Here is a 24,344-nt window from a genome sequence, read left to right as displayed (position 1 = left end):
CGTGACCGCGCGGAAACCTGCGAGCTGCGAGCCGCGAGCCGACCGCCGTGGCGGATAGGCGATGGCGGTTGTGCGCCGGCGCTTCGGCCGGCAGTGCGAAGACGCGGTGCGCCTGCGTCGATCAGCGCCGCTCCAGCGCCTGCAGGTAGCGCTGCCGCCAGACGCCGATGTCGTTCTTGCGCAGGTGTTCCATCATCGTCTGCCAGCGCTCGATGCGCCTGGCCTTGGGCAGCGAGGCGGCGGTGGCGATCGCATCGGCGACGCCGTCCAGGTCGTGCGGATTGACCAGCAGCGCCTCCTTCAGCTCGTCGGCGGCGCCGGCCAGCAGCGACAGCACCAGCACGCCGGGATTCTGCGGGTCCTGCGCGGCCACGTATTCCTTGGCCACCAGGTTCATGCCGTCGCGCAGCGGCGTCACCAGGCCGACCTGGGCGGCGCGGTAGAAGCCGGTCAGGGTGGCGTGGGTGAAGTTGCGGTTGACGTAGCGCAGCGGCGTCCAGTCCGGCTCGGCATGGCCGCCGTTGATGTGCCCGGCGATCTGTTCGAGCTGGTTGCGCAGCTGCTTGTATTCGGCGACGTCGCCGCGCGAGACCGGCGCGATCTGCAGATAGGTGAGGCTGCCGCGCTGGTCCGGATGCCGCTCCAGGTAGCGCTCGAAGCCGAGGAAGCGTTCGGGCAGGCCCTTGGAGTAGTCCAGCCGGTCCACGCCGATCGCCAGCTGGCGCTCGCGCAGGCTGCTGCGCAGGTCGCGCACCGCCGGCTTGGACACCGCCGCGCGCGCCTGCTGCGCGATCAGTTCGGTGTCGATGCCGATCGGGAATTTCTCGGCGCGGAAGCGGCGCCCGCCGGGCGCTTCCAGCACGCCGTCCTTGATCACCTTGCCGCCGCCGAACAGGCGCACGTAGGCCTGGAAGCGGTCCACGTCGCGCTGGGTCTGGAAGCCGACCAGGTCGTAGGCGTAGAAGCCGGAGAACAGCCGCGCATGGTCGGGCAGGGCCTGGATCAGGTCGGCCGAGGGGAACGGCACGTGCAGGAAGAAGCCGATGCGGCAGCCGATGCCGCGCTCGCGCAACAACGAGGCCAGCGGGATCAGGTGGTAGTCGTGGATCCATACCGTGTCGTCTTCGCGCAGCAGCGGCGCCAGCTTTTCGGCGAACATCGCGTTGACCCGGCGGTAGCCCTCGCGGGTGGCGCGGTCGTAGTCGACCAGGTCCAGGCGGAAATGCAGCAGCGGCCACAGCGTGCGGTTGGCGAAGCCGTTGTAGTAGGCGTCCAGGTCGGCGCGGTTGAGGTCCATGGTGACGAAACGGATGTCGCCCTGGGTCTGTTCGTGCAGCGCGCCGCTGTCGCCGCGCACGGTCTTGCCGCTCCAGCCGAACCACACTCCGCCGCGTTCCTTCAACGCGGCGAGCAGGCCCACCGCCAGGCCGCCGGCGCGGTTCTCGCCGGGCAAGGCCACGCGGTTGGATACCACCACCAATCTGCTCATGACGCCTCCTGCCAGCTGCGCGACAATCGCATCGCGGCGATGATCAGGCCGACGTGCGAATAGGTTTGCGGGAAATTGCCCCAGGCTTCGCCGCCGTCGAAGGCCAGATCCTCCGACAGCAGGCCCAGGTGGTTGCGGCGCGCCAGGATGCGCTCGAACAGCTCGCGCGCCTCGTCCTTGCGCCCGATCGCGGCGAGCGCGTCGATGTACCAGAACGTGCAGATGGTGAAGCTGGTCTCCGGCGCGCCGAAATCGTCCGGCGCCACGTAGCGATACAGCGCGTCGCCGTGCTTGAGGTCGCGGCCGATCGCCTCGACCGTGGCGACGAAGCGCGCATCGTCCGGGGCGATGAAGCCGATGTCGGCCAGCAACAGCAGCGAGGCGTCCAGGCGATGGCCGTTGAAGGTGTCGGTGAAGTGGCCGCGCTCGGCGCTCCAGGATTCGGCCAGCACCCGCGCGTGGATGGTGTCGGCGCGTTCGCGCCAGTAGGCCTCGCGTGCGTCCAGTCCCAGCCGCGCGGCGATCTTGGCCAAGCGGTCGCAGGCCGCCCAGCACATCGCGCTGGTGTAGGTGTGCACCTCGGCGCGGCCGCGGAATTCCCACAGCCCGGCATCGGGCACGGCGTGCAGCGCGAATGCGCGCTCGCCCAGCGGCTCCAGGCGCAGGAAGGTGTCCGCATCGCCGGGGTCCTTCAGGCGCAGGTCGAAGAACAGCTGCGTGGACGCCAGCACCACGCTGCCGTACACGTCGTGCTGTTTCTGGATCCAGGCCAGGTTGCCGCGCCGCACCGGACCCATGCCGCGGTAGCCGGCCAGCGACGGCACTTCGTGCTCTTCCAGCGCCGCCTCGAAGCCGATGCCGTACAGCGGCTGCAGGCTGCCGTCGGTGGTGGCGATGTTGAAGATGTAGCCGAGGAACTGCTCCATGGTGCGGGTGGCGCCGAGCCGGTTCAGCGCGCGCACCACGAAGGCGGCGTCGCGCAGCCAGCAATAGCGGTAGTCCCAGTTGCGCGGGGTGTCCGGCGCTTCGGGGATGGAGGTGGTCATCGCCGCGATGATCGCGCCGCTGTCCTCGTACTGGCACAGCTTCAGGGTGATCGCGCTGCGGATCACCGCGTCCTGCCAGTCCAGCGGCACCGACAGGTAGCGCACCCATTCGCGCCAGTATTCCTCGGTGCGTTCCTGCGCTTCCTGGATGTAGCCGGTCAGCGAACGGGTCAGCGATTCGTCCACGCCGAGCATCAGGTTGACCGGGTGGCTGAGCACGAACGGCAGCTCGTCGCGGATGAAGCGCACCGGCACGTCGGTGGTCAGGCGCAGGGTGAAATCCGGCAGCAGCCAGCGCACGTGGTTGCTGCCCCAGGTGCTTTCCGGCTGGCGCGCGCCCCAGTCGGCCAGCGGCCGCGCCAGCACCCGGATGCGCGGATTGCCGGCCAGTGGCCGCACCTGGCGGATGATGCTGACCGGCCGGTAGAAGCGGCCGTGGTTGCGCCAGCGCGGCGCGAAGTCGATCACTTCCACCGCGCCGCCGTGCGCGTCGCGCAGCACGGTGCGCAGGATCGCGGTGTTGGCCAGGTAGTGCTGCTCGCTGTCGACGAAATCCTCCAGCGCGATGCTGAAATCGCCGCCGGCGTGATCGCGCGGCGACAGCAGCGCGCAGAACGCCGGGTCGCCGTCGAAGGCCGGCAGGCAGCTCCACACCACACGCGCCTGCTTGTCGACCAGCGCGCCGAAACTGCCGTTGCCGATCACGCCGAGATCGAGATTGGGGGAACTCATGGAGGAAGCAGTCCTTGTGCGCTGTCGGGGAGGGTGCGGAGCAGGGCGCTGCCGCTGGGCGCCGCACTCATGCGGCGTTGTCGCGCAACCAGGCGTGTACGCCGTGTGGATCGGGCAAGGCGAAGGTCGCCGCGCTGTTCGCGCGCGCACCGACCAGCACGCTCCAGCCGCCGTGGCGATTGGCCGCGGCGAAGCCGAATTCGTCGGTGAGGTCGTCGCCGACGAAGACCGGGCGGCGGCCCTGGAACGGCGGCTGCAGCAGCATCGTGGTCAGCGCCACGCCCTTGTCGCTGCCTTCGGGCACGAACTCGACCACGTGGTCGCCGGGCTGCAGGCGGTAGCCGGGCAGCGCCTCGATCTGTTCCTCGGCGAAAGCGATGACATGCGGACCGGCCTCCGGCGCGGCGCGCCAGTGCAGCGCCAGGCTGGCGCCCTTGTCTTCGACCAATACGCCTGGGTGTGCCTGGCGCAGGTGCGCGGCGCGCTGGTGCAAGCCATGCAGCCACTGCGAGGTATCGGCCGGCATCGCCGCGCGGGCGTTGATGTCGCTGCGCAGTTCGTGGCCGTGCAGGCCGGCGGCGGGCAGCCGCAAGGGCGCGAACAGCGCGTCCAGCTGCGCCAGCGGCCGGCCGCTGACCAGGGCCAGCGCGCCGTGCAGGCGCGCGCTGATGCGCGCGATCGCTTCGCGCACCTCGGGCAGCAGGTGCACGCCGTCGGGGCGATCGGCGAATTCGATGAGGGTGCCGTCCACGTCCAGGAACAATGCGCAGGCATCGTCCAGGCGCGGCGGCGGCGGTCGGAGGGGGAGCGCATCTGCCATCCGGCCATGGTGGCCCAGGCGGCGTTAGCGCGAGGTGGATTGGCAGGCGTCGGGATCGGGGAGTGGGGTTGGCGGCCTGCGGCCGTGGCGAGGCGCCTGGGGATTGGCGAGAGCCAACGCGTGGAGCAACTGTCGCCGGACCTGAAGCACGCGGCGGCGCGCCGCCGCGCCGAACTCCAGGAGCTGGATGAACTGCGAGCCGGGATTGAGCAAGCGGGTATCGAGCTTGCGCTCGCAGTGCTTGCATCACCCTCGGTTCTTCTCCAGCCACGCAAAGCTGCGTTCGACGATCCAACGTTCGCGCATGATCTTGAAGGTATGCAGCTCACGGCGCTCGGCAATCCGCACTGCGACCTGCTTGCCCATAGCGCTCTCGCACGCCTTCGGCGAACGGTTCTTCCGGTATGGCCGCAATCGCACAATACGCGATCGCACAACTGCGCATCCTGCGGATCGCTTCGCGTCGCATCCCTGCGGCAGGAGCCGCATGCGCTAGTTCCGCACGAACGGATCTGTGCGGGGGGCGGCAGGTAACTGCCGTCCCTGCCGCGACCGAACGGCTTCCTATCCAGGCAAGCCTTCGACATTGCCATGGATCTGCTGCTGGACAGGGCGTTCGGGGCGGTCCTGGCGGGTGAAGGCACTGGCCAGTGCGCAGGCGCATTGCCGGTCCTGCGTGGGCCGCGCGCAGTAGCGCAGCGCCTCGGTGCGCTCGCGCGACAGCATGCGGTTGCCGATGCCGGGTTGCAGTCGGCCGGGGAAGCCAGCCACCGGCAGGTCCATCAGTTCGCCGAAAGTGCGGTAGGCGGCGTTGCTGTTGACGGTCTCGCCGAACACCTTGAAGCCGTAGTTGGGGTAGTCCAGGTCTTGCGCGTTGAGTTCCGGCACGGCGCTGACCGCGCTGTTCCAGCGCGCCAGGATCCGGTCCTTGCCGCCGCTGGCGACGGTGCGCGATGGCTGGCCGTCGCGGATGTAGCTGGTGTGGTCGGGCTTGGCGCCGATGGCGCTGGCGTAGCCGGCGTCGTGCGGGTAGTGCCAGGCGCGCAGCGCGTGCCTGCGCGCGTCGGTGCCGATCGGAATCGGGGCGCCGGTGTCCCGGTCCGTGGCCAGGCCGTGCAGTTCGGCCAGCGCGTTGCCGTGCGCGTCGCGCAGCACCCAGTAGGCGTGGCCGGCGACACCGGCAATGCCGAGCGATCTTGCTTGGATCGAATAGTCGCGCAATGGCGCTTCTTTCCGTGTGCTTGAGAGTAAGTAAGTAAGTATCCCCGGCTTTGCCGGGGGCGACTTACCCCTGCACGGTGAAGGCGAGGACGACGGCCGTCCACCACTGCCGGGCGGCCGTGTGAATCGCCGGCGGCTGGTCCTGCTCGCCGAGCGCACGGATTCTTTCCGGCATCCACACGCTGCAGGCGATGAACGCGTCTTCGCGCCGCTGCATGCGGCGGCAGCGATGCAGCCGTGCGCCGTCGTCGAAGTCGGCTAGCGCCGCGCGCGCCGCCAGGCGAGCAACGCGACTGTCGCCAAGGCGGCAACCGTGCCGATCGCCGCCACCCGGGTCGCCAACTGCGTGCGCCGCGCGCGTCGGCGCAGGTCGCTATCGGCGCTGCCTGCGGACAATGGCGACCGGAACACATTGCTTCGGGCGATTGGTGCGCCGTGTGCGCGCAGCGCTTCGGCTGGCGCCTGGGCACCGCTGCCGGAGGCTTCGGTATTCGCGCCATCGGCGCCGTGGGTCGTCGTCATTCCGGCCGTGCTCATGCCTGCCGTCGTGCTGCGCGCTGCTGTCATGCGTGCGTATCGCCTGTGCTGTGGGGAGGGGCATGCGCATGCTCCCAAGCGGAACGTTAACGCTGCGCGGGCGAAAAGTAAGAATTCCCGGTTGCGGGCTGCGATGGTTCGCCGCGTCGCAGCCGCTGATCCGTTCAGAAGCTGGGATGGCGTCTTCTCTGCCGCGTCCCCCTCTTTCGCCCATGGACCTGTGTGCCCAGCCCGACGACGCGCCGCACTGCCTCGGCGTGGAACTGGCGCCGGGCAGCCTGCTGGCGATGAGCCATGCCTCGCAGCTCACCCACGAACACGGCATCCCCAAGACCAGCAGGCCGGTGGCGCCGCGGATGAGCGTGGTATTCCGGGTGCGGCCGCGGCCGGGCTGAACCGACCGCGGCGCCAAGGCGTGCGGATTCCGCGATAATGCGGTTCCATCCCGTCAGGAAGGCCGCATGACCGCTCTCACCGAACGCTACGCGCGCGCCGTGGACTACGCCCGCGTCGCCCATGCCGGGCAGTTCCGCAAGGGCGGTACGGTGCCGTATTTCAGCCACGTGCTGGGCGTGTCGACGCTGGTGCTGGAGGCCGGCGGCGATGAGGACCAGGCGATCGCCGCGTTGCTGCACGACGTGATCGAGGACTGCGGCGCCGGCCACGAGGCGGTGATTCGCGCGCAGTTCGGCGATCCGGTGGCGGCGATCGTGATGGGCTGCACCGACGCCAGCGCCGAGCGCAAGGCGGCGCAGGACGACGTGCCGGCCAGGCGCCGCGACTGGCGCATCCGCAAGCAGGCCTATCTGGCGCACCTGAGCGAGGCGCCGGCCGCGGTGCTGCTGGTGTCGGCCTGCGACAAGCTGTACAACGCGCGCAGCATCGTTGCGGACCTGGAAGACCCGGAGGTCGGCGCCGAGGTATTCGAGCGCTTCACTGTCGGCCGCGAGGGCACCTTGTGGTACTACGCCGCGTTGCATGCGGTATTCGCCGAGCGCGGCGTGGCGGTGCTGCGTGCGTTGACGGCGGCGGTGATGCGGATGCATGCATTGGCGGGCGAGGCGTTCGCCGCGGACGATGCAGGCAGGCTTGCGCTGCCGTCGTTGACGTAGTCGCCCGACGCCGACAGGCGCAGCCTCGTGCGCTTGGATCAGCGAGTCGCTTTCGCGGCATACCCTCACCCCAACCCCTCTCCCGGCGGGAGAGGGGGTTTAGGTCAACATCCTCCCAGAATGGGTGATTGCCCGCGGCGTCCACGCATCGCATGCTGCGCGCATTGCCGCCCGCTGCCCACAAGGATGCCGATGAGCCTGGCCGATACCCGTCGCCATCAGATGTTCCCGGTGCTCGAGCCGGCGCAGGTGGAGACCGCGCGCCGCTTCGCCAGCGGTGCGCCGCGGACCTTCGCGCCGGGCGAGGAGGTGTTCGCCGTCGGCGACCATCCGGCGCCGGTGTGGCTGCTGCTGCAGGGCACGATCGCGGTGGTGCGCCGCGATGGGTTGGGCCACGAGAAACCGGTCGCCGAGCACGGCGCCGGGCAGTTCAGCGGCGAGGTCAGCCAGCTGGCCGGCCGCGCGTCGCTGGCCGGCGGCCGCGCCGGGTCCGCAGGCTGCGTCGCGCTGCCGTTCGATGCGGCGCATCTGCGCTCGCTGATGATCAGTTCGGCCGATGTCGGCGAGATCGTGATGCGCGCCTTGATCCTGCGCCGGGTCGGGTTGATCGAAGGCGATACCGCCGGTTCGGTGCTGATCGGCGAACCGGGCGAGGCGCGGCTGACCCGGCTGCAGGGCTTCCTGACCCGCAACGGCTATCCCAACACCTTCCTGGATGCGGCCAACGACGGCGAGGGCCGCGCGCTGGTCGAGCGCCTGGGCATCCAGCACGACGAACTGCCGCTGATGGTCTGCCCCAGCGGCGCCGTGCTGCGCCGCCCCAGCGATGCCGAGGCCGCGCATTGCCTGGGCATGATCCCGGAGCTGGATCCGCACAAGCGCTACGACCTGGCCATCGTCGGCGCCGGTCCAGCCGGCCTGGCGACCGCGGTGTATGCCGCCTCCGAAGGGCTGTCGGTGCTGGTGCTGGACCAGCGCGCGATCGGCGGCCAGGCCGGTGCGTCGGCGCGGATCGAGAACTATCTGGGCTTTCCCACCGGCATCTCCGGCCAGGCGCTGGCCGGGCGCGCCTACAACCAGGCGCTGAAGTTCGGCGCCGAGCTGGCGTTGCCGCTGGAAGTGGCGCAGCTGCACTGCGACGCAGCCAGCACCGAGGAGTGCGCCGCGGCGCCGCTGCAACTGCAGATGCGCGACGGCCTGCGCGTGCAGGCGCACACCGTGGTGATCGCCTCGGGCGCGCGCTACCGGCGCCCGGACATCGCCAATCTGGCCGCGTTCGAAGGCAACGGCGTGTCGTACTGGGCCTCGCCGGTGGAGGCGCGGCTGTGCGAGGGCGAGGAGGTGGCGCTGGTCGGTGGCGGCAATTCCGCGGGCCAGGCGGTGGTGTTTTTGGCGCCGAAGGTGAAGCGCCTGCACCTGATCGTGCGCGGCGCCGGGCTGGAGGCGTCGATGTCGCGCTACCTGATCGAGCGCATCGCCGCGTTGCCGAACGTGGAGCTGCATACCGGCACCGACGTGGTGTCGCTGCAGGGCGATGCCGCGCAGCGCCTGGCCAGCGCGGAGTTGCGCGACCGCGCCAGCGGCGCCACCCATCGCTGCGCTCTGCATCACCTGTTCCTGTTCGTCGGCGCCGATCCCAACAGCGCCTGGGTGGACGGCTGCGTGCGGCTGGATGGCGCCGGCTTCGTCGTCACCGGCGTCGAGGCGGCACCGGGCCGGGTGCCGGCGTTGCCGCTGGAGACCGACTGGCCGGGTGTGTTCGCGATCGGCGACGTGCGCGCCGGCTCGGTCAAACGCGTGGCTGCGGCGGTCGGCGAAGGCGCCGCGGTGGTCGCGCAGATCCACCAGTTCCTGGCGCGGCGCCGTGCGCCCGCCGCACAATGATTCGTCTGCCGCGGACGGCTCACTCAAGCGCATCGCATCGCCATGCAATGGCTGCCGACATGCGCAACCGGCGGCGGCCGACGCGTCGTGGTCGGCTCAGCCCACCAATGCGAAGCTGGCCGATATGCCGGCGGCCTCGGCCGACGGCGCCACCCATACATCGAACACGCCCGGCTCCACCGTCGGCTGCAGCGCCTGGCCGACGAACAATAGATCCTCGCGGCGCAGCACGAACTCCACGCCGACGCTGGCGCCGGCCGCCACCGCGACCTTGCGGAAATCCTTCAGCTCGCGCACCGGGCGGGTGACGCTGGCGCTGCGGTCGCGCACGTACAGCTGCACCACTTCCTCCGCATCGCGCGCGCCGCGATTGTGGATGCGCGCGCTGATCCGCAGCGTGCCGCCGGCGGCGAGCCGTGCATCGCTCAGCGCCAGTTCGCCGTATTCGATGCGGCCGTAGGTCAGGCCGTGGCCGAACGGGAACAGTGCGGCGTTGGGCGCGGTACGGTAGTGGGTCTTGAACGGCTGCAGCGCGTCCGGGCGCGGGTCGGGACGGCCGCTGGGCTTGTGCGCGTAGCTGTACGGCACTTGCCCGGCGTCGTGCGGGAAACTCACCGGCAGGCGCCCGGACGGGCCGTGCGTGCCGAACAGGATGTCGGCCAGCGCCGCGCCGGAGGCCGAACCCAGGAACCAGCTCACCAGGATCGCCGGCGCCTCCAGCACGGCGCCGTCGAGCACCAGCGCGCGGCCGTTGCTGAGCACCACCACCACCGGCGTGCCGGTCGCCGCCACCGCGGCCAGCAACGATTGCTGCGCCGATGGAATGACGATCTCGGTGCGCGACTGCGCTTCGCCGGAATAGCGCAGCGGCTCGCCGATCGCCAGCACCGCCACATCGGCGCTGGCCGCCGCGGCGACCGCGGCCTGCACGCCGCCGGGTAGGCTGTGTTCGAACGCGCAGCCTTCCACCACCTGCAGCGCGGTGCGGTCGGCCAGTTGCGCGCGCAGCGCGGTGGCCAGGTCGTTGCCGCTGTCGTCGCCGCCGAACAGCGTCCACGGCCCGGCGCTGTCCACCCAGTTGGCGGCCATCGGCCCGATCAGCGCGATGCGCTGGCCGCGGCGCTTGAGCGGCAGCAGCGCGCCGTCGTTCTTCAGCAGCACCACCGACTTGCGCGCCGCCTCGCGCGCCAGCGCCAGCGTCTCCGGGCGCCGCTGCCGCGCCTGCGCGCGCTCGGGCACGATGCGCAGGAACGGGTCGTCGAACAGGCCCAGCGCGGCCTTGAACTGCAGCACGCGGCGCACCGCGGCGTCGAGCTGCGCCATCGTCACCGCGCCATCGTCGACCAGGCCCGGCAGGTGCTGCAGGTACAGCCCGCTCTGCATGCTGATGTCCACCCCGGCCAGGAACGCCAGCCGCGCCGCGTCGCGCGCATCGCGGGCGAAGCCGTGCGCGATCAGTTCCTGGTCGCCGGTGTAGTCGGACACCACCAGCCCGCGGTAGTCCCATTCGCCGCGCAGCACCTCGCGCAGCAGCCAGGTGTTGGCGGTGGCGGGAATGCCGGCGATCTCGTTGAACGCGGCCATCGTGGTCACCGCGCCGGCATCGAACGCGGCCTGGAACGGCGGGAAGTACACCTCGCGCAGGGTGCGTTCGGAGATATCGACCGTGTTGTAGTCCAGGCCGGCCTCGGCCGCGCCGTAGGCGGCGAAATGCTTGGGGCAGGCGGCCAGCGCATCGGCGTGGCCGATGCCGTCGCCCTGGAAGCCGCGCACCCGCGCCTGCGCGAAGCGGCGGCCGAGCAGCACGTCCTCGCCGCTGCCTTCCACGCCGCGGCCCCAGCGCGCATCGCGGGCGATATCGACCATCGGCGCGAAGGTCCAGTCGATGCCGACCGCGCTGGCTTCCAGCGCCGCCGCACGCGCGGTGCGCTGCGCCAGCTCCGGTTCGAAGCTGGCGGCCTCGGCCAGCGGCACCGGGAACACGGTGGTGAAGCCGTGGATCACGTCGGCGGCGAACAGCAGCGGGATCTGCAGCCGGCTCTGCAGCGCGGCCTGCTGCAACTGCTGGTGCCAGCGCACGTTGGAGCCGTTGAAGATGCCGGTCAGGCGCCCGGCGCGCGCCGCGGCCAGCTGGCCCTCGGCGGTGGGGCGTACGTTGACCGGATTGGCCGCGGCGGCGGCATCGGTCTGCTGCGCCGAGCCGGACAGGGTCAGCTGCCCGGCCTTCTCTTCCACCGTCATGCGCGCGATCAGCGCATCGATAAAGGCCGGCGTCTTCGCCGCACCGCGCGGCAGCGCGAAGCCCATCGGCACCTGCGACAGCAATGCGAGCGAACCGGCGCCGAGCAACAGCCCGCGCCGCGTGGTGTGTAGCGACATCTGCATTCCCCCAGTGATCCAACGGGAACCTTACCGGATCGGGGCAGGCGCGCTTGCTGCGGTGCGGGAGGCTGGTTCTGCTCCACCGGTCCATCGCAGCGTGTGTTGTCCTTGCACGCACCCTGACCGCGTCGTCGCCTTAGGCGCGTGTAGCCGCAGCCGCGGCGGTCCGGGTTTTTGTGGGAGGGGCTTCAGCCCCGACTGCATGCGGTGTGGGAAGGAGTCACGACTTCCTGAAGACTGCGGTGGCGCAGGCCAAGTTGGGCCGCGAGGAAACACGCGATGCGATCCGCCGCCTGGATGCGCAGGCGCGATTGCTGGAGCCGCACGCGCGCGGGCCGTCGGTCGAGGCGTTCATCGCCGAAGAGCGCCGCGGCGCGCACTGGACGTCGGCTTCGCACGGCGTATGCCGGTGCTTTACTTTCCGCTTGCTACACCTGCCGCGATGGCCGTTGTGGCCGGTTGCAGGGCAACCTCATGCCAACGCAAGCCACCGCTGCCCATGCCAGGCGCGACAAGCGCGCGGGCAAGGCGGGCAGCACCCAGGCCGGCGAATTCGTCCGCGAGGAGATCGAGCGGGTGCGCGCGGGCAAGACCGAGGTGAAATCGACCAGGCAGGCGATCGCGATCGGCCTGTCCAGGGCGCGCCGCGCCGGGGTCAAGACCGGCGCGGCGAAGACCGCGTCCAAGGCGACCAAGCAGAAGGTCGCCAAGGAAGAACGCAGGGGTGCCGGCAAGGCCAGGCCGGCGCCGACGCGTTCGCGCGGCGCCAGGAAGGCGCTCACGACGGCGAGCAAGGGCAAGAGCGCCACGCAGACGGTCGGCAAGCAGGCGTTGTCGGCGCAGGCCAAGCGAGCGGCCAGCAAGCGCACTGCGTCCAGCCGTTCGGCCGCGGCGAAGAAGGCTGCGCAGACCAAGGCGCCGGCCGTGCGCAAGGCCGCGGCCAGGAAGGCGGCCGGCGCCAAGCGCGCGTCCAGGAAAGCCTAAGGGCTAAGGGTTGAGTCCGCGGATCGCGCAGGCCGGCGGCCGCAGCGATGGCCGGCGGCCGCGCATCGCCATGGATCGGCGCGGGCGGGCGTTCAAAGCTCGGTGTATTTGGTGATGCGCCCCCTGGCGCGCTCGACCGGGTACTTGTTCGCGTTCACCTGCATCTTCTGCCGCGCGGCCTCGATCGGGTCGATGCCCAGCTTGTCGCACAGCTGCAGCAGGTACAGCAGCACGTCGGCCACTTCGCTGCCGACCTGGGCCTTCTTGTCGTCCGACAGCTGCCGGCTCTGTTCGTCGGTGAGCCATTGAAAATGCTCGAGCAGTTCCGACGCCTCGACCGACAGCGCCGCGGCCAGGTTGCGCGGGGTATGGAACTGGCCCCAATCGCGTGCGTCGGCGAACGCGCGCTGGGCGGCTTGCAGGTCGTGGAGGCTGTCGGGCATGGGGTGGGTTCGCGGGCGGGAAACCGCATGGTAATGCAGCGCCGGATCCGGTCGCCGTGCCCTGCGGCGACGGCGCAACCTCAGCTACCGGTTCCCTGCGTCCATCGGTCGCGACGGGCGTTAGCGGTAATGCCCGTCGCGACTGATGGCCCGAGGCCACCCGGAGTCACAGCGCCGCGGATCGCGGATGGAAAAAGCGCTGGCGAACTTGCGCCGGTCGCGGCAGCGGCGCCGCCGGCTTCGCGCCGTCAGCGCGGTTTGCAGCCGAACAGCGACAGGTCGATGGCGTTGGCCATGCGCGCATAGCCTGCGCCGTCGGGATGCAGGTGGTCGCGGGTGATGGCGGGCGGTAGCGATTCGGGGTTGTCGGGCATGCGCAGGATCGCGTCGAAGTCGATCGCCGCGGCGAACGTCCTGCCATCGCGAATGAAGCCGTTCAAGGCCTGGCGGGTCGCGGCCGACACCGGTTCGTAGCGTTCCGATGCGCCGAACGGGGTCAGCGTGGCGCCGATGCCGGCAATGCCGTGCTGGCGCAGGCGTTCGACCACCTGCCGGTAGCCCAGCTGCATGTCCGCGGCCGTGCGCCCGGGCGCGAACGCCGGCGGCCCGCTGTGGCGGATGTCGTTGATGCCTTCGAACAGCACCACGTGGGTGACGCCGGGCAGCGCCAGCACATCGCGGTCCAGGCGCGCCAGCGCGCTGGGGCTGCGGCCGGCGTCGAGCAGCTTGTTGCCGCTGATGCCGGCGTTGAGCACCACCACCTGGCCCGGGCAGGCCTGCTCCAGGCGCTTGCCCAGCAGCGCCGGCCAGTCGCCATTGCTGCCGCGGCCGGCGGTGGCGCCTTCGGTGATCGAATCGCCCAGCGCCACCACCACCCTTGGCGATGCGGTGGTCTGCGCATACACCGCCGACACCACGTTCTGCCGGTAGCTCAGCGCGGTGGCCTCGCTCACCTCGACATTGCCCTCGGCCACGCGCAGCGCGGTGCGGCGCACCGCCGGCCGCGTGGCATCGGGGAAGTACAGGGTCAGCGCGACCTCGGCCAATGCCGGCGCGCGCAGCGCCACCGGGTCGCTGAGCAGGACGCCGCCGGGCGGCAGCACGATCTCGCCGCGGCCGTCGAACAGCACCGGCTGCGCCGGCGGGGTTGCACCGGCCAGGCGCACCGACGCTGCGCCGATCTTCAGCGGCGCGGTGCCCAGTTCGTTGCTGATGCGGAAGCGCAAGGCCTGCGCGGCCGTGCCCAGGCGCATGTCCTGGCGCACGCTCTGCCGCTCGAACTGCAGCGAGCTGCCGGCCGGACCGTCGAGCCGGTCCGGCGTGGGCGAGGCGATCCAGGCCGGCAGCCAATGCGCGGTCTGCTGCGCCGCCGCCGGTGCGGCCAGGCACAATCCGAGCGCGGCGGCCGCCGCGACTTTCCACAACAACTGCCGCAAGCGCGGGGATCGCAAGAACATTAAGCGTGGCTCCTACGCAGTGATCAGGAAAAATACACGCCGCCGTTGACGTCGAGGTTGGCGCCGTTGATGAAGCTGGCCGCATCCGAGGCCAGGTACAGCGCCGCATCGGCGGCTTCCTCGGCGCGGCCTTCGCGGCGCAGCGGGGTGGCGTTGGCGACGAAGGCGCGCACTTCCGGCTTGGTGAAGTCGTCGTGGAAGCGGGTCGCGATCATGCCGCAGCACAGTGCGTTGACGCGGATGCCGCGCGCGCCCAGTTCCTTGGCCATGGCCCGCGAGAAGGTCATCACCGCGGCCTTGGCGGTGGCGTAGATCGCCGCGCCGGGACCGCCGCCGTCGCGGCCGGCCAGCGAGGCGAAATTGACGATCGCCGCGCCCGCCTGCATGTGCGGGGCCACCGCCTGCGTGGTCAGGTACACCGACTTCAGGTTGAGGTCCATGACCTGGTGGAAGAAGGCTTCGTCGATGTCGGCCAGCGGCTTGCGCGCGAGCATGCCGCCGGCGACGTTGACCAGGATGTCGATGCGCGCGCCGAACGCCTGCTGCGTCGCCGCGACCAACCCGGCCACGGCCTGCGCGTTGGCGGCATCGGCGCAGTGCGCGATGGCCTGGCCGCCGGCGGCCTGGATCTGGCGCAGGGTTTCTTCGGCGCTGGCCGCGTCGTTGGCGTAGTTGATGCACACCTTGGCGCCGGCCGCGGCCAGCTTCAGCGAAACCTCGCGGCCGATGTCGCGGCCGCCGCCGGTGACGATGGCCACCTTGTCGTTGAATTGCATGATGCGATGAGTCCTTGCGGTGTGGGGGATGGGAAGGCGATCAGCCGCGCGTGGCGGGATCGTCGAGTTTTTCGATGCGGCCGGTCACCAGCCACAGCGCGGCCAACGAGGCCGGCACCAGCGCGGCGACCAGGATGAACATCGGTGCGTAGGAGTGGGCGGTCATCACCGGCACCAGCCAGGTGGTGATCAGGGTGCCGGCGACCGCGGCCATGCCGCCGATGCCGGCCAGCGAGCCGACCGACTTGCCGTCGAACAGGTCGCCGGGCAGAGTCTGGATGTTGCCGATCGCGATCTGGAAACCGAACAGCACCGCGGCGATGGTCAGCACCGCGATGGTCGGATCGGCGGCCAGCACCGCGCCGAGCAGCGCAGGTGCCATGATCGCCCCGCCCAGGGTGATGGTCCATTTGCGCGCGCGGTCCACGCTGCAGCCGGCCGCGATCAAGCGCCCGGACAGCCAGCCGCCGGACAGGCTGCCGAGCATCGCGCCGACGAACGGCACCCAGGCGAACGCGCCGATCTGCTTGATGTCGAAATGGAAGGTCTCGGCCAGGTAGATCGGCAGCCACGACACGAACAGCCACCAGATCGGGTCGATGAAGAAGCGCGCCAGCACGATGCCCCAGCTCTGCCGGTACGACATGATCTGGCGCAGGCTCGGCAGGTAGGCGGGCTTGGCCGATGCGCCGGCGTCGGCCGGCGCGTCCAGGATCAGCGCGCGTTCGGCGGCATCCACCCACGGGTGCTTGTCGGGGCCGGCGCGGTAGATCACCAGCCACGGCAGCAGCCACGCGAAGCCGAGCGCGCCGACCAGCACGAAGCTGCCTTTCCAGCCCAGCCACAGGAACAGCAGCGCGATCAGCGGCGCCGACACGATCGCGCCGATCGAGGCGCCGGCGTTGAAGATGCCTTGCGCCAGCGCGCGCTCGCGCGCAGGGAACCACTCGGCGTTGGCCTTCACCGCGCCCGGCCAGGCGCCGGCCTCGCTGATGCCGAGCATCGCCCGCACGACGCTGAAGGAGACGATCGAATGGGTCAGCGCATGCAGCGCGATCGAGACCGACCACACCGCGATCGACAGCGCGAAGCCCATGCGCGTGCCGATGATGTCGAACAGGCGCCCGAACACGAACTGGCCGGCCGCGTAGAACAGCATGAAGATCGTCACCAGCAGCGCATAGTCTTCCTTGGTCGCGCCGATGTCCTGCGAGATCGCCGGCCACATCACCGCCAGTGCGTTGCGGTCGATGTAGTTGATCACCGTGGCCACCGCGATCAGGCCGACGATCATCCAGCGCACCGCGCTGCGCTTGGTTGGCTTGCCCGGCCTGGCGGCGGCGGAGGCGGGCGTGCTCATTTGCCGCCCGCGGCGCGGTCCAAGCGCGCATAGCCGCCGCGCCAGGCATAGCGCTGGCCCTGCGCCTGCACGCTGTGCTCGCGCTCGGTGGCGGCATCGTCGGCCACCGCCAGCGCCAGGGTCTTGCCCGAGGCCAGGGTCAGCACGATCACCTCGGCATCGTCGCCGCGCACGCGGGCGATGTCGCGGATGCGGCTGTCGGCGCCGTGCACGTATTCGGCGCTGCCGTTGTATTCGCCGTGCGGCTCCAGCACGCCGAAGAAGCTGACATCGGCCTGGCCGTCCACGCGCTGCAGCAGCATCGGTTCGCGGCGCAGGTTGAAGTCCGGATCGTTGGCGCCGCTCTCGGCCAGGATCGCGCGCGACGGCGCGCTGCTGCCGAAGCGATAGCTGTAGAAGCGCCCGTCCAGCAGCCAGCTCAGGCTGCGCGGGGCCGGCGACGGTTCGCTGCTCGCGTCCACCCACAGGTGCTGGTAGCCGTTGGCCTTGCCCAGCACCGGGCGCTCGGCCAGCGCACGCTTGGCGTCGAAGCCGACCTGCATGATGTGGCCGTTGAAATGCAGCGGCAGGTCGTAGCGCGCCGGCTTGGCGCCGTGCACGCGCAGCAGGTCGATCACGATCGGCAGGCCCAGCTCCGGATGGGTCAGCAGCGCCTGGGTGCGGGTGAAGCTGACGCCCTCGTAGGCATGGTCCATGCGCGCGGACACGATCTGGGTGTCGTCGTCGTGGGCGAACAGCAGCGGCGTCGGCGCATGGTCCTCGCCCACGCGCCAGTCGCCGTCGAAGTGGCTGCGCTCGTTCACCACCAGCGTGTTGTGCGCCACCGTGGTCTTGGCCCAGCTGCTGTTCTCCGGCAGGTAGATGCCGCCGGACTTGGCTTCCACGTTGAGGAAGCGCGCCGCGCCGTAGTCGCTGACCACGCGCTGGCCATTGTCGTAGAACAGCCAGTTCAACTTGTCGAAGTGGCCGTGGCCCATGCCCTGCGAGGTGTTCTTCATCACCAGGGTCTGGCCGTCCTCGCCGCCGGCGCGCAGGATCGCCAGCGCGCCGTGCGTGCCGTTGGCGCCGTCGCGCAGCAGCGTGGAGCGGAACGCGAACGGCTTGGCCTGGTCCTGCGCCAGCGCCGCGGCCACGCCCAGGCCCTCGGGGGTGAGCAGCACGCGCTGCTGGCGTTGCGCGATCGACAGCAGCCGCGCGTCGTGGCTCTGCGCATAGGCGATGCCGAGCCCGGCGACCAGTTCCTCGGTGTCCAGGCCCTTGTCCAGGATCGCGTCGTTGAGCGGGAAGAAGTAGCCGGCGTAGCTGCTCTGCACCAATGTATCGACCGCCTTCAGCAGCACCCCGTCGCGGCGCTGGAAGATCTGCTGCTGCGGCTGGTTGCGTTCGATCGCATTGGCGAACAGCACGAACGGCGCCAGCGCGTAGCGCTGGTAGTAGGGGCCTTCGGCGTAGTAGCCGTCGGGCGAGAACAACTGGTCGATCTGGGTGAGGAAGCCGGCGCTGCCGTCCTGCCTGCTGCCACGCAGCGCCTTGTCCACCAGCGTCCGATCGCGCAGCACGTAGCCGGTCATGCCGACCGCGGCCACCGCCCAGGTGGCGTGGTTGTGGATCTTGTCGAAGTTGTCGGCGCTTTCGTCGCACAGGAAGCGCGCCATGCGCCGGAACACCTGCGCGTCGATGGTGCTGCGTTCGGCGGGACTGAGGCTGTCGCGGATCGCGTCGTAGCCCTGCGCGGCGTAGACCAGCCACACCGAGTCGTTGAGCGATTGCCAGAACAGCCGGCCCGGCACCTGGCCGCGCCCGGCCGGATGCGCGCCCAGGGTCGGATACAGCCTGGCGTAGGCCAGCAGCAGGTCGCGTGCGTAGTCGGCGTAGGCGCGCTCGCCGCTGAGCCGGTACAGCGCGCCGGCGGCCTGGATCGCCTGGTAGTTGCGCTTGTGCTGCTCGTGGCTGGCGCCGCCGCCGGGGTCCTTCGGCAGCGGCACGTCGATGCCCGCCTGCATGGCCTTGCGCAGGCTGGCTTCGGCGCGTGCCTGTTCGCGCGCGAACAGCGGGTAGCGCGCGCCATCGCTGGCCATCTGCCGCCATTCTGCCGCGCTGATCAGCACCGGCGCGGCGTCGCTGGCAGCGCTGACGCTGGCCGGCGCGGCGGCGGGCTTGGCGGCAGGCGCGGCCCAGGCGGCGGGCGCGCTGGCGGCGACGGCCAGCACCAGCAGCAGGCGAGTGGATCGGGTCATCGCAATGGCTCCGCGCCGGCAGTGGCCGGCAAGGCCGGGGTGCCGCGGAATTGGTTGCGGGTGGCGATGCGCTCGGCCAGGGTGCCCTTGCCCGGCGCGATCGCGTCGAAGCCGCGGTTGCCGGCGAGGCCGTGGATGCGGCTGTGCTCGACGATCAACGCGTAGTTGGCGGCATTGGAACCGGGCGCGGTGCGGATCACCGCATCGCCCACGGCGTCCGGCGCGGCGCCGCCGTCGATCTGCGGCAGCGTCTCCTTGGCGTACCAGGCCACGCCGACGTCCTCGCGCGGAATGTAGCTCAGCGCCGGATCGGCGCCGATGCCGCCGGCATCCGCGGCGACCAGCAGGCCGCTCGTCGCGCGCGTCATCGTCAGCGTGCGGCCGGCGCCGCCGCCGGGCAGCCGCGGCGAGGCGGCCGGACTCTGCAGGTTGCCGGCGAAGGCGATGCCGGACAGGTCGCCGAGCACGCGCACCGGGTCGCGTTCGGCGACGATCAGGTTCTCGGCGAAATCGCTGTCGATCGGCGCGGCAGTGCGCTCGTCGTCCTTGCCGGCGCCGAAGAACAGCTGCTTGCTGGCGACGAAGCTGTTGTGCTCGATCAACGCCTGCTGCACCTGCACGTAGCGATTGGCCGGCGAATCGGGCACGCCGTACATGATGCTCAGCGCCGAGGAATAGCCGTCGCCGGCCAGCCCTTCCAGGTAGTTGTTGCGCACCGTCTGCCTGCGGTTGATGACGCGGATGCCGCCGGTGCCGTCCTTGCCGTCGCCGAAGAACACGTTGTCCTCGACCAGGTTGCCGTCGCCGTGGCGCAGCACCAAGGCGCCGCGCGAGCGTTTGAACACGTTGCCGCGGTAGGTGTTGCCGCCGGACTTGTTGGAGACCACCTCCACCTCGCCGTCGCAGCCTTCGAACCAGTTGTTCTCGACCAGCGAGTTGGAATCGGAGCTGGCGTCGTTGCTGGTGCCGATGCGCAGGGTCTCGCCGCCGTTGGCGCCCAGGTTCGGGCGCGGGCCGAACCAGTTGTGGTCGATGCGGTGGCGGTTGTCCAGGCCCTGCACCGCATCGCGGACCACCACCATGGTCGGGCCGGCGTTGTTCTTGCCGACCAGCTGGTTGTGGTCGAAACGGTTGTGGCTGTCGTACATGGCCACCCAGTTGTCCGAGCGGCTGCGCTCGGGCTGGTTGAAGCGGTCGACCACGACCCGGGTGATGCGGCTGTGGCGCGCACGCTCCTTGCTGGAAACGCGATAGGACAGCACCGCCTCGGTCGGGCTGTAGCCGTCGCGGAACACCAGGTCGCTGACCACCAGGTAGGCGCCGGCCATGCGCAGATTGGACTGGCCGGTGATGAATACCTGGCCGGGGGTCTGCGCGCTCAGCCGGATCGGCTGCGCGGCGGTGCCGGTGCCGGCGAACACGATCTGGAAGTCGCGCCACTCGCCGTTGGCCAGGATCACGTGGTCGCCAGGTTGCAGGGCGCCGGTGGCGGCGCGGTACTCGGCCGGGGTGGCGACGAGGATGTCGGCGGCATCGGCCTGGCCGGCGGCGAGCGCGAGGAACAGCAGGGCGAAGCGGTTGCACGCGGCGTTCGATGCCATGGTCTGCCTCCTCTCGATGCGTGCCGTGGCGGCGCCGCCGTGGGCCGGATGGTAGCAGAGGTCGAACACTCGTCAACCAGATTTGCATACCAAAAATCATTTATCTGGAAAGGTAATTTGGCGCGGAATCCGTGCTGCAAGCGCACATAAAATTAGATCAATCGTACGTACCAATTGGCCTGGACGGATATTTCTACCAATTTATTGACATTGGTCATGGACGAGTAAAGGCTCCGCTCCCAAGTCGTAGCCCTTACGGCGTTCACTCGGGAGGAGAGACCATGCGGCACCCCTATGCGGCCCCGTCCGCCAGACGCGCCGGCGCGCGCACATTGCGCAGCGCCCTGGCCTGCGCCATCGCGGCCTCGTTGACCAGCGGCGTGGCCTGGGCGCAGGACGCGCCGACCGCTGCGGCCGAGACCGCCACGGCGCCGGCACCGACCAGCGGGGCGACGACGCTGGACCAGGTGCAGGTCACCGGCATCCGTGGCTCGATCCAGTCCTCGATCAACAAGAAGCGCGACGACACAGTGATCTCCGACGTGCTCTCGGCCGAGGACATCGGCGACCTGCCGGCGCCGTCGCTGGCCGATGCGATCGAGACGCTGACCGGCGCCGCCTCCACCCGCGACAAGACCGGCGCCTCGGAGATCTCCATCCGCGGCCTGGGCGCGTTCCTCAGCAGCACCCAGTTCAACGGCCGCGAGATCACCAACGGCAGCGGCGACCGCTCGGTGAACTTCAACATGTTCCCGGCCGAACTGATCAACACCGTGGCCATCTACAAGACCCAGCGCGCGGACCTGATCGAAGGCGGCGTCGCCGGCACCATCGGCCTGGAGACGCTGAAGCCGCTGGACTACGGCAAGCGCGCGCTCCAGCTCGACGCGCGCGGCAGCTGGGCCGAGTACGACAACAAATATCGCGACAAGGACGGCATCGGCTGGCGCGGCACCGCCAGCTACATCGACCAGTTCGAATTCGCCAACGGCGGCAAGCTCGGCGTATCGATCGGCCTGCAGGCGCTGGACGGCACCGATCCGGAAGAGAGCATGACCAGCGGCTCGACCTGGTACGCCTGCGACGGCACCCAGAACGTGCGCAACGCCAACTGCGCCGAGGTCGGCGCCAACGCCATCGCCAACGGCGCGCCGTACTACCTGGTGCCGAGCAGCCGCATCTACCGGCTCAAGCAGGAGCGCAACGACCGCCAGTCCGAGTTCGCCGCGGTGCAGTGGAAGCCCAACGACGTGCTCGAGGTCAATGTCGATTACGAACACACCGACCGCAACTGGCACGAAAAACGTTCCGACCTGAGCCTGTCCAACACCCGCCGCGGCATCGTCGATCGGCAGGTCGACGACAACGGCGTGCTGCGCAGCTATTCCGGCAACACTTCGATCGACTCCACCTCGACCCTGTACGACCGCAACGAGGAATACACCGGCGGCGGCCTCAACATCGTGCTGCGCCCGAGCGTGGCCTGGGAGATCGCCACCGACCTGTCCTACTCGCACACCGTGCGCGAGGACACCCAGCGCATGACCCGGCTGCGCGCCAACGCCCGCGACGTCAACAACGCAGTGGTGCCGGGGATCAGCAGCGGCGCCACCGGCTACGTCAACTACGACTGGGACAACCGCGGCGACGTGCCGAGCATCGCGCTCGATCCGGCGTTCGACGTCAACGACTGGGACGCCTACACCGGCGCGGCGCGGATCACCTCCGAAGAGGAAAAGAACGATCACCGCATCCGTGCCGGCCGCTTCGACGTCAGCTACCTGCCCGAGGACGGCCTGCTGACCAAGCTCAGCTTCGGCCTGCGCGCCAGCCAGGCCGACTACAGCTACTTCGACAACACCATCACCACCGACATCGCCTCCAGCGGCGCCGGGCGCGCGCAGATCGTCGCCGCCAACCAGGCCTGCCGCGCGGCGTTCCCGCAGGACGACTTCCTCGACGACGCCAGCGGCAACACCATCTCCAGCTGGGCCTATTTCGATCCGAGCTGCCTATACGAAGCGTTCCGCGGCAGCAGCGCCACCGGCGTGGACCCGAACTACATGGATCCGAACAACGTCGATGTGGTGGAGAAGACCAAGGCGCTGTTCCTGATGGCCGACTTCCGCAGCGAACTGTTCGGGCTGCCGGTGTCGGGCAATATGGGCGTGCGCTGGGTCAAGACCGACGTGCGCTCGCAAGGCGTGCGCGCCGACCTGGAGCTGATCGACAACGGCGCCGGCACCTTGCGCCTGCAGCCGACCGGTACCTATCAGACCCTGGTCGACAAGGCCGGCAACGACAAGCTGCTGCCCAGCGCCAATGCCTCCTTCGAGCTGCGCGACAACCTGCTGCTGCGCCTGGCCGGCTACCGCGCGATGTCGCGTCCGGACATCGCCGCATTGGGTTCGGGCCGCAACGTCAACCTCACCGGCACCGAGAACTTCACCAGCCTGGAGGAAGCGCTGGCCGGCATCACCGCCACCGGCAATCCCGAGGCCAAGCCGCTGATGTCCTGGAACGGCGACGTGTCGCTGGAGTGGTATCCGAACGAGGACAGCATGCTGGCCGGCGCGGTGTACTGGAAGCAGTTCAACGGCGGCACCGAGACCGGGCTGTTCGACGAGACCTTCGTGGTCGATGGACAGAGCGTGACCGTGGCGGTGCCGCGGCAGGTGACCACCGACAAGAAGAGCACGCTGACCGGCTTCGAGCTCAGCGCCGCGCACCGCTTCTCCTACCTGCCCAAGCCGCTGGACGGGCTCGGTTTCAAGCTCAGCTACAACTACGCCGACACCGACTACGAGACCCAGGATCCGCGCCTGGGCGAGCAGGTGGATGCGGTCACCGGCACGGTGATTCCGGCGATCGTGAGCCCGGCCGGGCTCAGCGGCTTCTCGCGGCATGTGCTGTCCGGCTCGCTGTACTGGGAACTGGGCCGCTTCGACATGCAGGCGATCGGCAAGTACCGCTCCAAGTACTACCAGGACTTCACCGGCAACACCGCGCAGCAGAACCGCTACTACGACGACAACACCAGCGTGGATTTCCGCGCCCGCTACCGGGTCACCAAGCAGCTGTCGCTGTCGCTGGAACTGATGAATCTGACCAACGAACCGCGCGTCGCATCCCAGCCTGTCTACGGCAACTTCCGCGAGTACGTGAGCTACGGGCGGCGCGCATATTTCGGTGTACGATACAAGTTCTGAACGCAGCGGCGCGGCTCCCGGGTCGCGCCGTTTTTCGAGCCGCAGCAGGCGCCGGCGCGTCGTCCCGGCGCCGCTGTGGAATTCACCGACGGGTCCATGCTCGAATGTCCGAAAGCCGCCTCTACCAATCCATCGCCGCAAAGATCCTGACGCTGATCGAATCGGGAGAATTCCCGACCGGTTCGCGGCTGCCGGGCGAGCGCGATCTGGCCGAGCGGTTCGGGGTCAGCCGGGTGACCATCCGCGAGGCCGAGATCGCGCTGGAAGCGCAGGGCTGGATCGCGATCAAGACCGGCTCGGGCGTGTACGTGCGGCCGCGCCCGATCGATGCGCAGGGCGCGCTGCCCGACGTCACCGCCTTCGACCTGACCGCCGCGCGCACGGTGATCGAGGCCGAAGCCGCGGCGCTGGCCGCCGGCCGGCTGACAGACGCCGACATCGAGGAACTGCAGACCCTGGTGACGGCGATGTCCGATCCGGCCACCACCGAGGAAATGGCCGGCGAATACGACCGCCGTTTCCATCTGAGCATCGCGCGCCTGTCCGGCAACCCGGTGGTGGAATACTGCATCCACCTGATCTGGCGCATGCGCAACGAACTGCCGCGGGTGCGCCAGGTGTATGCGCACGTCTGCCACCAGCACGATGCGACCCGCACCGACGAGCACGCCGCGATCCTGGAGGCGTTGAAGACGCGCGATCCGGCCGCCTCGCGCAACGCGATGCGCAATCACTTCCAGCGCCTGTTCGAGTCGATGCTGGAAGCCACCGAGAGCCAGGCCCTGGCCGAGATCCGCCGCCGCACCCAGCAGGACCGCGAGCGCTTCCTGGCCACCACGCGGATCTGAGCCGGTCGTCGCTGCTGGCGTAACGCCTCCGTTGTCGGCGCTGCGGCGTCATGCGCGTACGCGGTGCGCGCGCGACGTACCGTCGCCGCCGCCATTGGCCATCGTCGGGGCGTGTTGGCCTAGCTTTGCGGCATCTGCCTTCTGCGCAATCGCACCGCAATCGCAGCACATTGCGCCGAGCGGCGGCGACGCATGCATCGGCACCT

18 protein-coding genes and 3 pseudogenes are annotated in these 24,344 nt (G+C 69.9%); 7 read left to right on the top strand and 14 right to left on the bottom strand.

Annotation, left to right across the window (positions count from 1 at the left end; genetic code table 11):
* Positions 1–121 precede the first annotated feature (121 nt).
* From otsA to FZ025_RS04475, 7 genes and pseudogenes are all read right to left on the bottom strand, one after another.
* On the bottom strand, positions 122–1,489 hold the full coding sequence (otsA, locus tag FZ025_RS04505) for an alpha,alpha-trehalose-phosphate synthase (UDP-forming) (RefSeq protein WP_104557673.1): 1,368 nt from the start codon (positions 1,487–1,489) through the stop codon (positions 122–124).
* A complete protein-coding gene (locus FZ025_RS04500; protein WP_046979144.1) occupies positions 1,486–3,267 on the bottom strand; it encodes a glycoside hydrolase family 15 protein in 1,782 nt (593 codons plus the stop codon). The genes otsA and FZ025_RS04500 overlap by 4 nt, the downstream gene beginning before the upstream one ends.
* Positions 3,268–3,334: 67 nt before the next feature.
* The gene (otsB, locus tag FZ025_RS04495) at positions 3,335–4,087 is read right to left on the bottom strand and encodes a trehalose-phosphatase (protein ID WP_046979143.1); all 753 of its coding nucleotides are present in this window, start codon (positions 4,085–4,087) and stop codon (positions 3,335–3,337) included.
* 180 nt (positions 4,088–4,267) lie between these two features.
* Positions 4,268–4,512 (bottom strand): annotated as a pseudogene (locus FZ025_RS22830) (transposase); the annotation flags it as partial.
* A gap of 139 nt (positions 4,513–4,651) precedes the next feature.
* Positions 4,652–5,308, bottom strand: a complete 657-nt coding sequence (locus FZ025_RS04485; RefSeq protein ID WP_046979142.1) for a hypothetical protein — start codon at positions 5,306–5,308, stop codon at positions 4,652–4,654.
* 64 nt (positions 5,309–5,372) lie between these two features.
* The gene (locus FZ025_RS04480; protein WP_158185528.1) at positions 5,373–5,525 is read right to left on the bottom strand and encodes a hypothetical protein; all 153 of its coding nucleotides are present in this window, start codon (positions 5,523–5,525) and stop codon (positions 5,373–5,375) included.
* 41 nt (positions 5,526–5,566) lie between these two features.
* Positions 5,567–5,875, bottom strand: a complete 309-nt coding sequence (locus tag FZ025_RS04475) for a hypothetical protein (protein WP_244292459.1) — start codon at positions 5,873–5,875, stop codon at positions 5,567–5,569.
* A gap of 227 nt (positions 5,876–6,102) precedes the next feature.
* Here FZ025_RS04475 and FZ025_RS04470 point away from each other — a divergent pair.
* From FZ025_RS04470 to FZ025_RS04460, 3 genes and pseudogenes are all read left to right on the top strand, one after another.
* A pseudogene (locus tag FZ025_RS04470) lies at positions 6,103–6,240 on the top strand (alpha-ketoglutarate-dependent dioxygenase AlkB); the annotation flags it as partial.
* A gap of 66 nt (positions 6,241–6,306) precedes the next feature.
* A complete protein-coding gene (locus FZ025_RS04465; RefSeq protein ID WP_046979139.1) occupies positions 6,307–6,957 on the top strand; it encodes an HD domain-containing protein in 651 nt (216 codons plus the stop codon).
* Between the two features lie 192 nt (positions 6,958–7,149).
* The gene (locus FZ025_RS04460; protein ID WP_104557843.1) at positions 7,150–8,841 is read left to right on the top strand and encodes an FAD-dependent oxidoreductase; all 1,692 of its coding nucleotides are present in this window, start codon (positions 7,150–7,152) and stop codon (positions 8,839–8,841) included.
* 96 nt (positions 8,842–8,937) lie between these two features.
* On the opposite strand, the gene FZ025_RS04455 is transcribed toward FZ025_RS04460, so the two are convergent.
* Complete coding sequence (locus tag FZ025_RS04455) at positions 8,938–11,220, bottom strand: glycoside hydrolase family 3 N-terminal domain-containing protein (RefSeq protein WP_104557841.1); 2,283 nt, start codon at positions 11,218–11,220, stop codon at positions 8,938–8,940.
* A gap of 233 nt (positions 11,221–11,453) precedes the next feature.
* On the opposite strand from FZ025_RS04455, the pseudogene FZ025_RS22210 reads away from it, so the two are divergent.
* A pseudogene (locus tag FZ025_RS22210) lies at positions 11,454–11,603 on the top strand (DUF763 domain-containing protein); the annotation flags it as partial.
* 94 nt (positions 11,604–11,697) lie between these two features.
* Complete coding sequence (locus FZ025_RS04450; RefSeq protein WP_158185527.1) at positions 11,698–12,207, top strand: DUF6496 domain-containing protein; 510 nt, start codon at positions 11,698–11,700, stop codon at positions 12,205–12,207.
* 92 nt (positions 12,208–12,299) lie between these two features.
* Here the strand turns inward: FZ025_RS04450 and FZ025_RS04445 are convergent, their stop codons facing one another.
* From FZ025_RS04445 to FZ025_RS04420, 6 genes are all read right to left on the bottom strand, one after another.
* Complete coding sequence (locus FZ025_RS04445) at positions 12,300–12,650, bottom strand: nucleotide pyrophosphohydrolase (RefSeq protein WP_104557669.1); 351 nt, start codon at positions 12,648–12,650, stop codon at positions 12,300–12,302.
* A gap of 248 nt (positions 12,651–12,898) precedes the next feature.
* A complete protein-coding gene (locus tag FZ025_RS04440; protein ID WP_104557667.1) occupies positions 12,899–14,107 on the bottom strand; it encodes a GDSL-type esterase/lipase family protein in 1,209 nt (402 codons plus the stop codon).
* A 23-nt stretch (positions 14,108–14,130) separates the two neighbouring features.
* Entirely contained in the window at positions 14,131–14,883 is a 753-nt protein-coding gene (locus FZ025_RS04435; RefSeq protein ID WP_046979550.1) for an SDR family NAD(P)-dependent oxidoreductase, read from the bottom strand.
* A 40-nt stretch (positions 14,884–14,923) separates the two neighbouring features.
* Entirely contained in the window at positions 14,924–16,243 is a 1,320-nt protein-coding gene (locus tag FZ025_RS04430; RefSeq protein ID WP_046979549.1) for an MFS transporter, read from the bottom strand.
* On the bottom strand, positions 16,240–18,480 hold the full coding sequence (locus tag FZ025_RS04425) for an oligoalginate lyase (protein WP_046979548.1): 2,241 nt from the start codon (positions 18,478–18,480) through the stop codon (positions 16,240–16,242). The genes FZ025_RS04430 and FZ025_RS04425 overlap by 4 nt, the downstream gene beginning before the upstream one ends.
* Positions 18,477–20,081, bottom strand: a complete 1,605-nt coding sequence (locus tag FZ025_RS04420) for a polysaccharide lyase 6 family protein (RefSeq protein WP_104557839.1) — start codon at positions 20,079–20,081, stop codon at positions 18,477–18,479. Before FZ025_RS04420 ends, FZ025_RS04425 begins: the two co-directional genes overlap by 4 nt.
* Before the next feature lie 281 nt (positions 20,082–20,362).
* Here FZ025_RS04420 and FZ025_RS04415 point away from each other — a divergent pair, with 281 nt between their 5' ends.
* Together FZ025_RS04415 and FZ025_RS04410 are read left to right on the top strand one after the other, a co-directional pair.
* The gene (locus tag FZ025_RS04415) at positions 20,363–23,290 is read left to right on the top strand and encodes a TonB-dependent receptor (protein WP_104557665.1); all 2,928 of its coding nucleotides are present in this window, start codon (positions 20,363–20,365) and stop codon (positions 23,288–23,290) included.
* A 104-nt stretch (positions 23,291–23,394) separates the two neighbouring features.
* Positions 23,395–24,138 (top strand): FadR/GntR family transcriptional regulator, encoded by a 744-nt coding sequence (locus FZ025_RS04410; protein ID WP_046979547.1) that lies wholly within the window; start codon positions 23,395–23,397, stop codon positions 24,136–24,138.
* Positions 24,139–24,344 lie beyond the last annotated feature (206 nt).

Source organism: Xanthomonas hyacinthi (assembly GCF_009769165.1).
Lineage (GTDB): Bacteria > Pseudomonadota > Gammaproteobacteria > Xanthomonadales > Xanthomonadaceae > Xanthomonas_A > Xanthomonas_A hyacinthi.
Note: the sequence above shows the minus strand (reverse complement) of the source record. Positions and strands in the feature narration are given on the sequence as shown.

What these genes read in the sequence shown, in the direction of transcription:
- otsA (WP_104557673.1), bottom strand. Translation starts at nt 1,489, where the DNA reads ATGAGCAGATTGGTGGTGGTATCCAACCGCGTGGCCTTGCCCGGCGAG.
- FZ025_RS04500 (WP_046979144.1), bottom strand. Translation starts at nt 3,267, where the DNA reads ATGAGTTCCCCCAATCTCGATCTCGGCGTGATCGGCAACGGCAGTTTC.
- otsB (WP_046979143.1), bottom strand. Translation starts at nt 4,087, where the DNA reads ATGGCAGATGCGCTCCCCCTCCGACCGCCGCCGCCGCGCCTGGACGAT.
- FZ025_RS04480 (WP_158185528.1), bottom strand. Translation starts at nt 5,525, where the DNA reads ATGCAGCGGCGCGAAGACGCGTTCATCGCCTGCAGCGTGTGGATGCCG.
- FZ025_RS04475 (WP_244292459.1), bottom strand. Translation starts at nt 5,875, where the DNA reads ATGACAGCAGCGCGCAGCACGACGGCAGGCATGAGCACGGCCGGAATG.
- FZ025_RS04465 (WP_046979139.1), top strand. Translation starts at nt 6,307, where the DNA reads ATGACCGCTCTCACCGAACGCTACGCGCGCGCCGTGGACTACGCCCGC.
- FZ025_RS04460 (WP_104557843.1), top strand. Translation starts at nt 7,150, where the DNA reads ATGAGCCTGGCCGATACCCGTCGCCATCAGATGTTCCCGGTGCTCGAG.
- FZ025_RS04455 (WP_104557841.1), bottom strand. Translation starts at nt 11,220, where the DNA reads ATGTCGCTACACACCACGCGGCGCGGGCTGTTGCTCGGCGCCGGTTCG.
- FZ025_RS04450 (WP_158185527.1), top strand. Translation starts at nt 11,698, where the DNA reads ATGCCAACGCAAGCCACCGCTGCCCATGCCAGGCGCGACAAGCGCGCG.
- FZ025_RS04445 (WP_104557669.1), bottom strand. Translation starts at nt 12,650, where the DNA reads ATGCCCGACAGCCTCCACGACCTGCAAGCCGCCCAGCGCGCGTTCGCC.
- FZ025_RS04440 (WP_104557667.1), bottom strand. Translation starts at nt 14,107, where the DNA reads ATGTTCTTGCGATCCCCGCGCTTGCGGCAGTTGTTGTGGAAAGTCGCG.
- FZ025_RS04435 (WP_046979550.1), bottom strand. Translation starts at nt 14,883, where the DNA reads ATGCAATTCAACGACAAGGTGGCCATCGTCACCGGCGGCGGCCGCGAC.
- FZ025_RS04430 (WP_046979549.1), bottom strand. Translation starts at nt 16,243, where the DNA reads ATGAGCACGCCCGCCTCCGCCGCCGCCAGGCCGGGCAAGCCAACCAAG.
- FZ025_RS04425 (WP_046979548.1), bottom strand. Translation starts at nt 18,480, where the DNA reads ATGACCCGATCCACTCGCCTGCTGCTGGTGCTGGCCGTCGCCGCCAGC.
- FZ025_RS04420 (WP_104557839.1), bottom strand. Translation starts at nt 20,081, where the DNA reads ATGGCATCGAACGCCGCGTGCAACCGCTTCGCCCTGCTGTTCCTCGCG.
- FZ025_RS04415 (WP_104557665.1), top strand. Translation starts at nt 20,363, where the DNA reads ATGCGGCACCCCTATGCGGCCCCGTCCGCCAGACGCGCCGGCGCGCGC.
- FZ025_RS04410 (WP_046979547.1), top strand. Translation starts at nt 23,395, where the DNA reads ATGTCCGAAAGCCGCCTCTACCAATCCATCGCCGCAAAGATCCTGACG.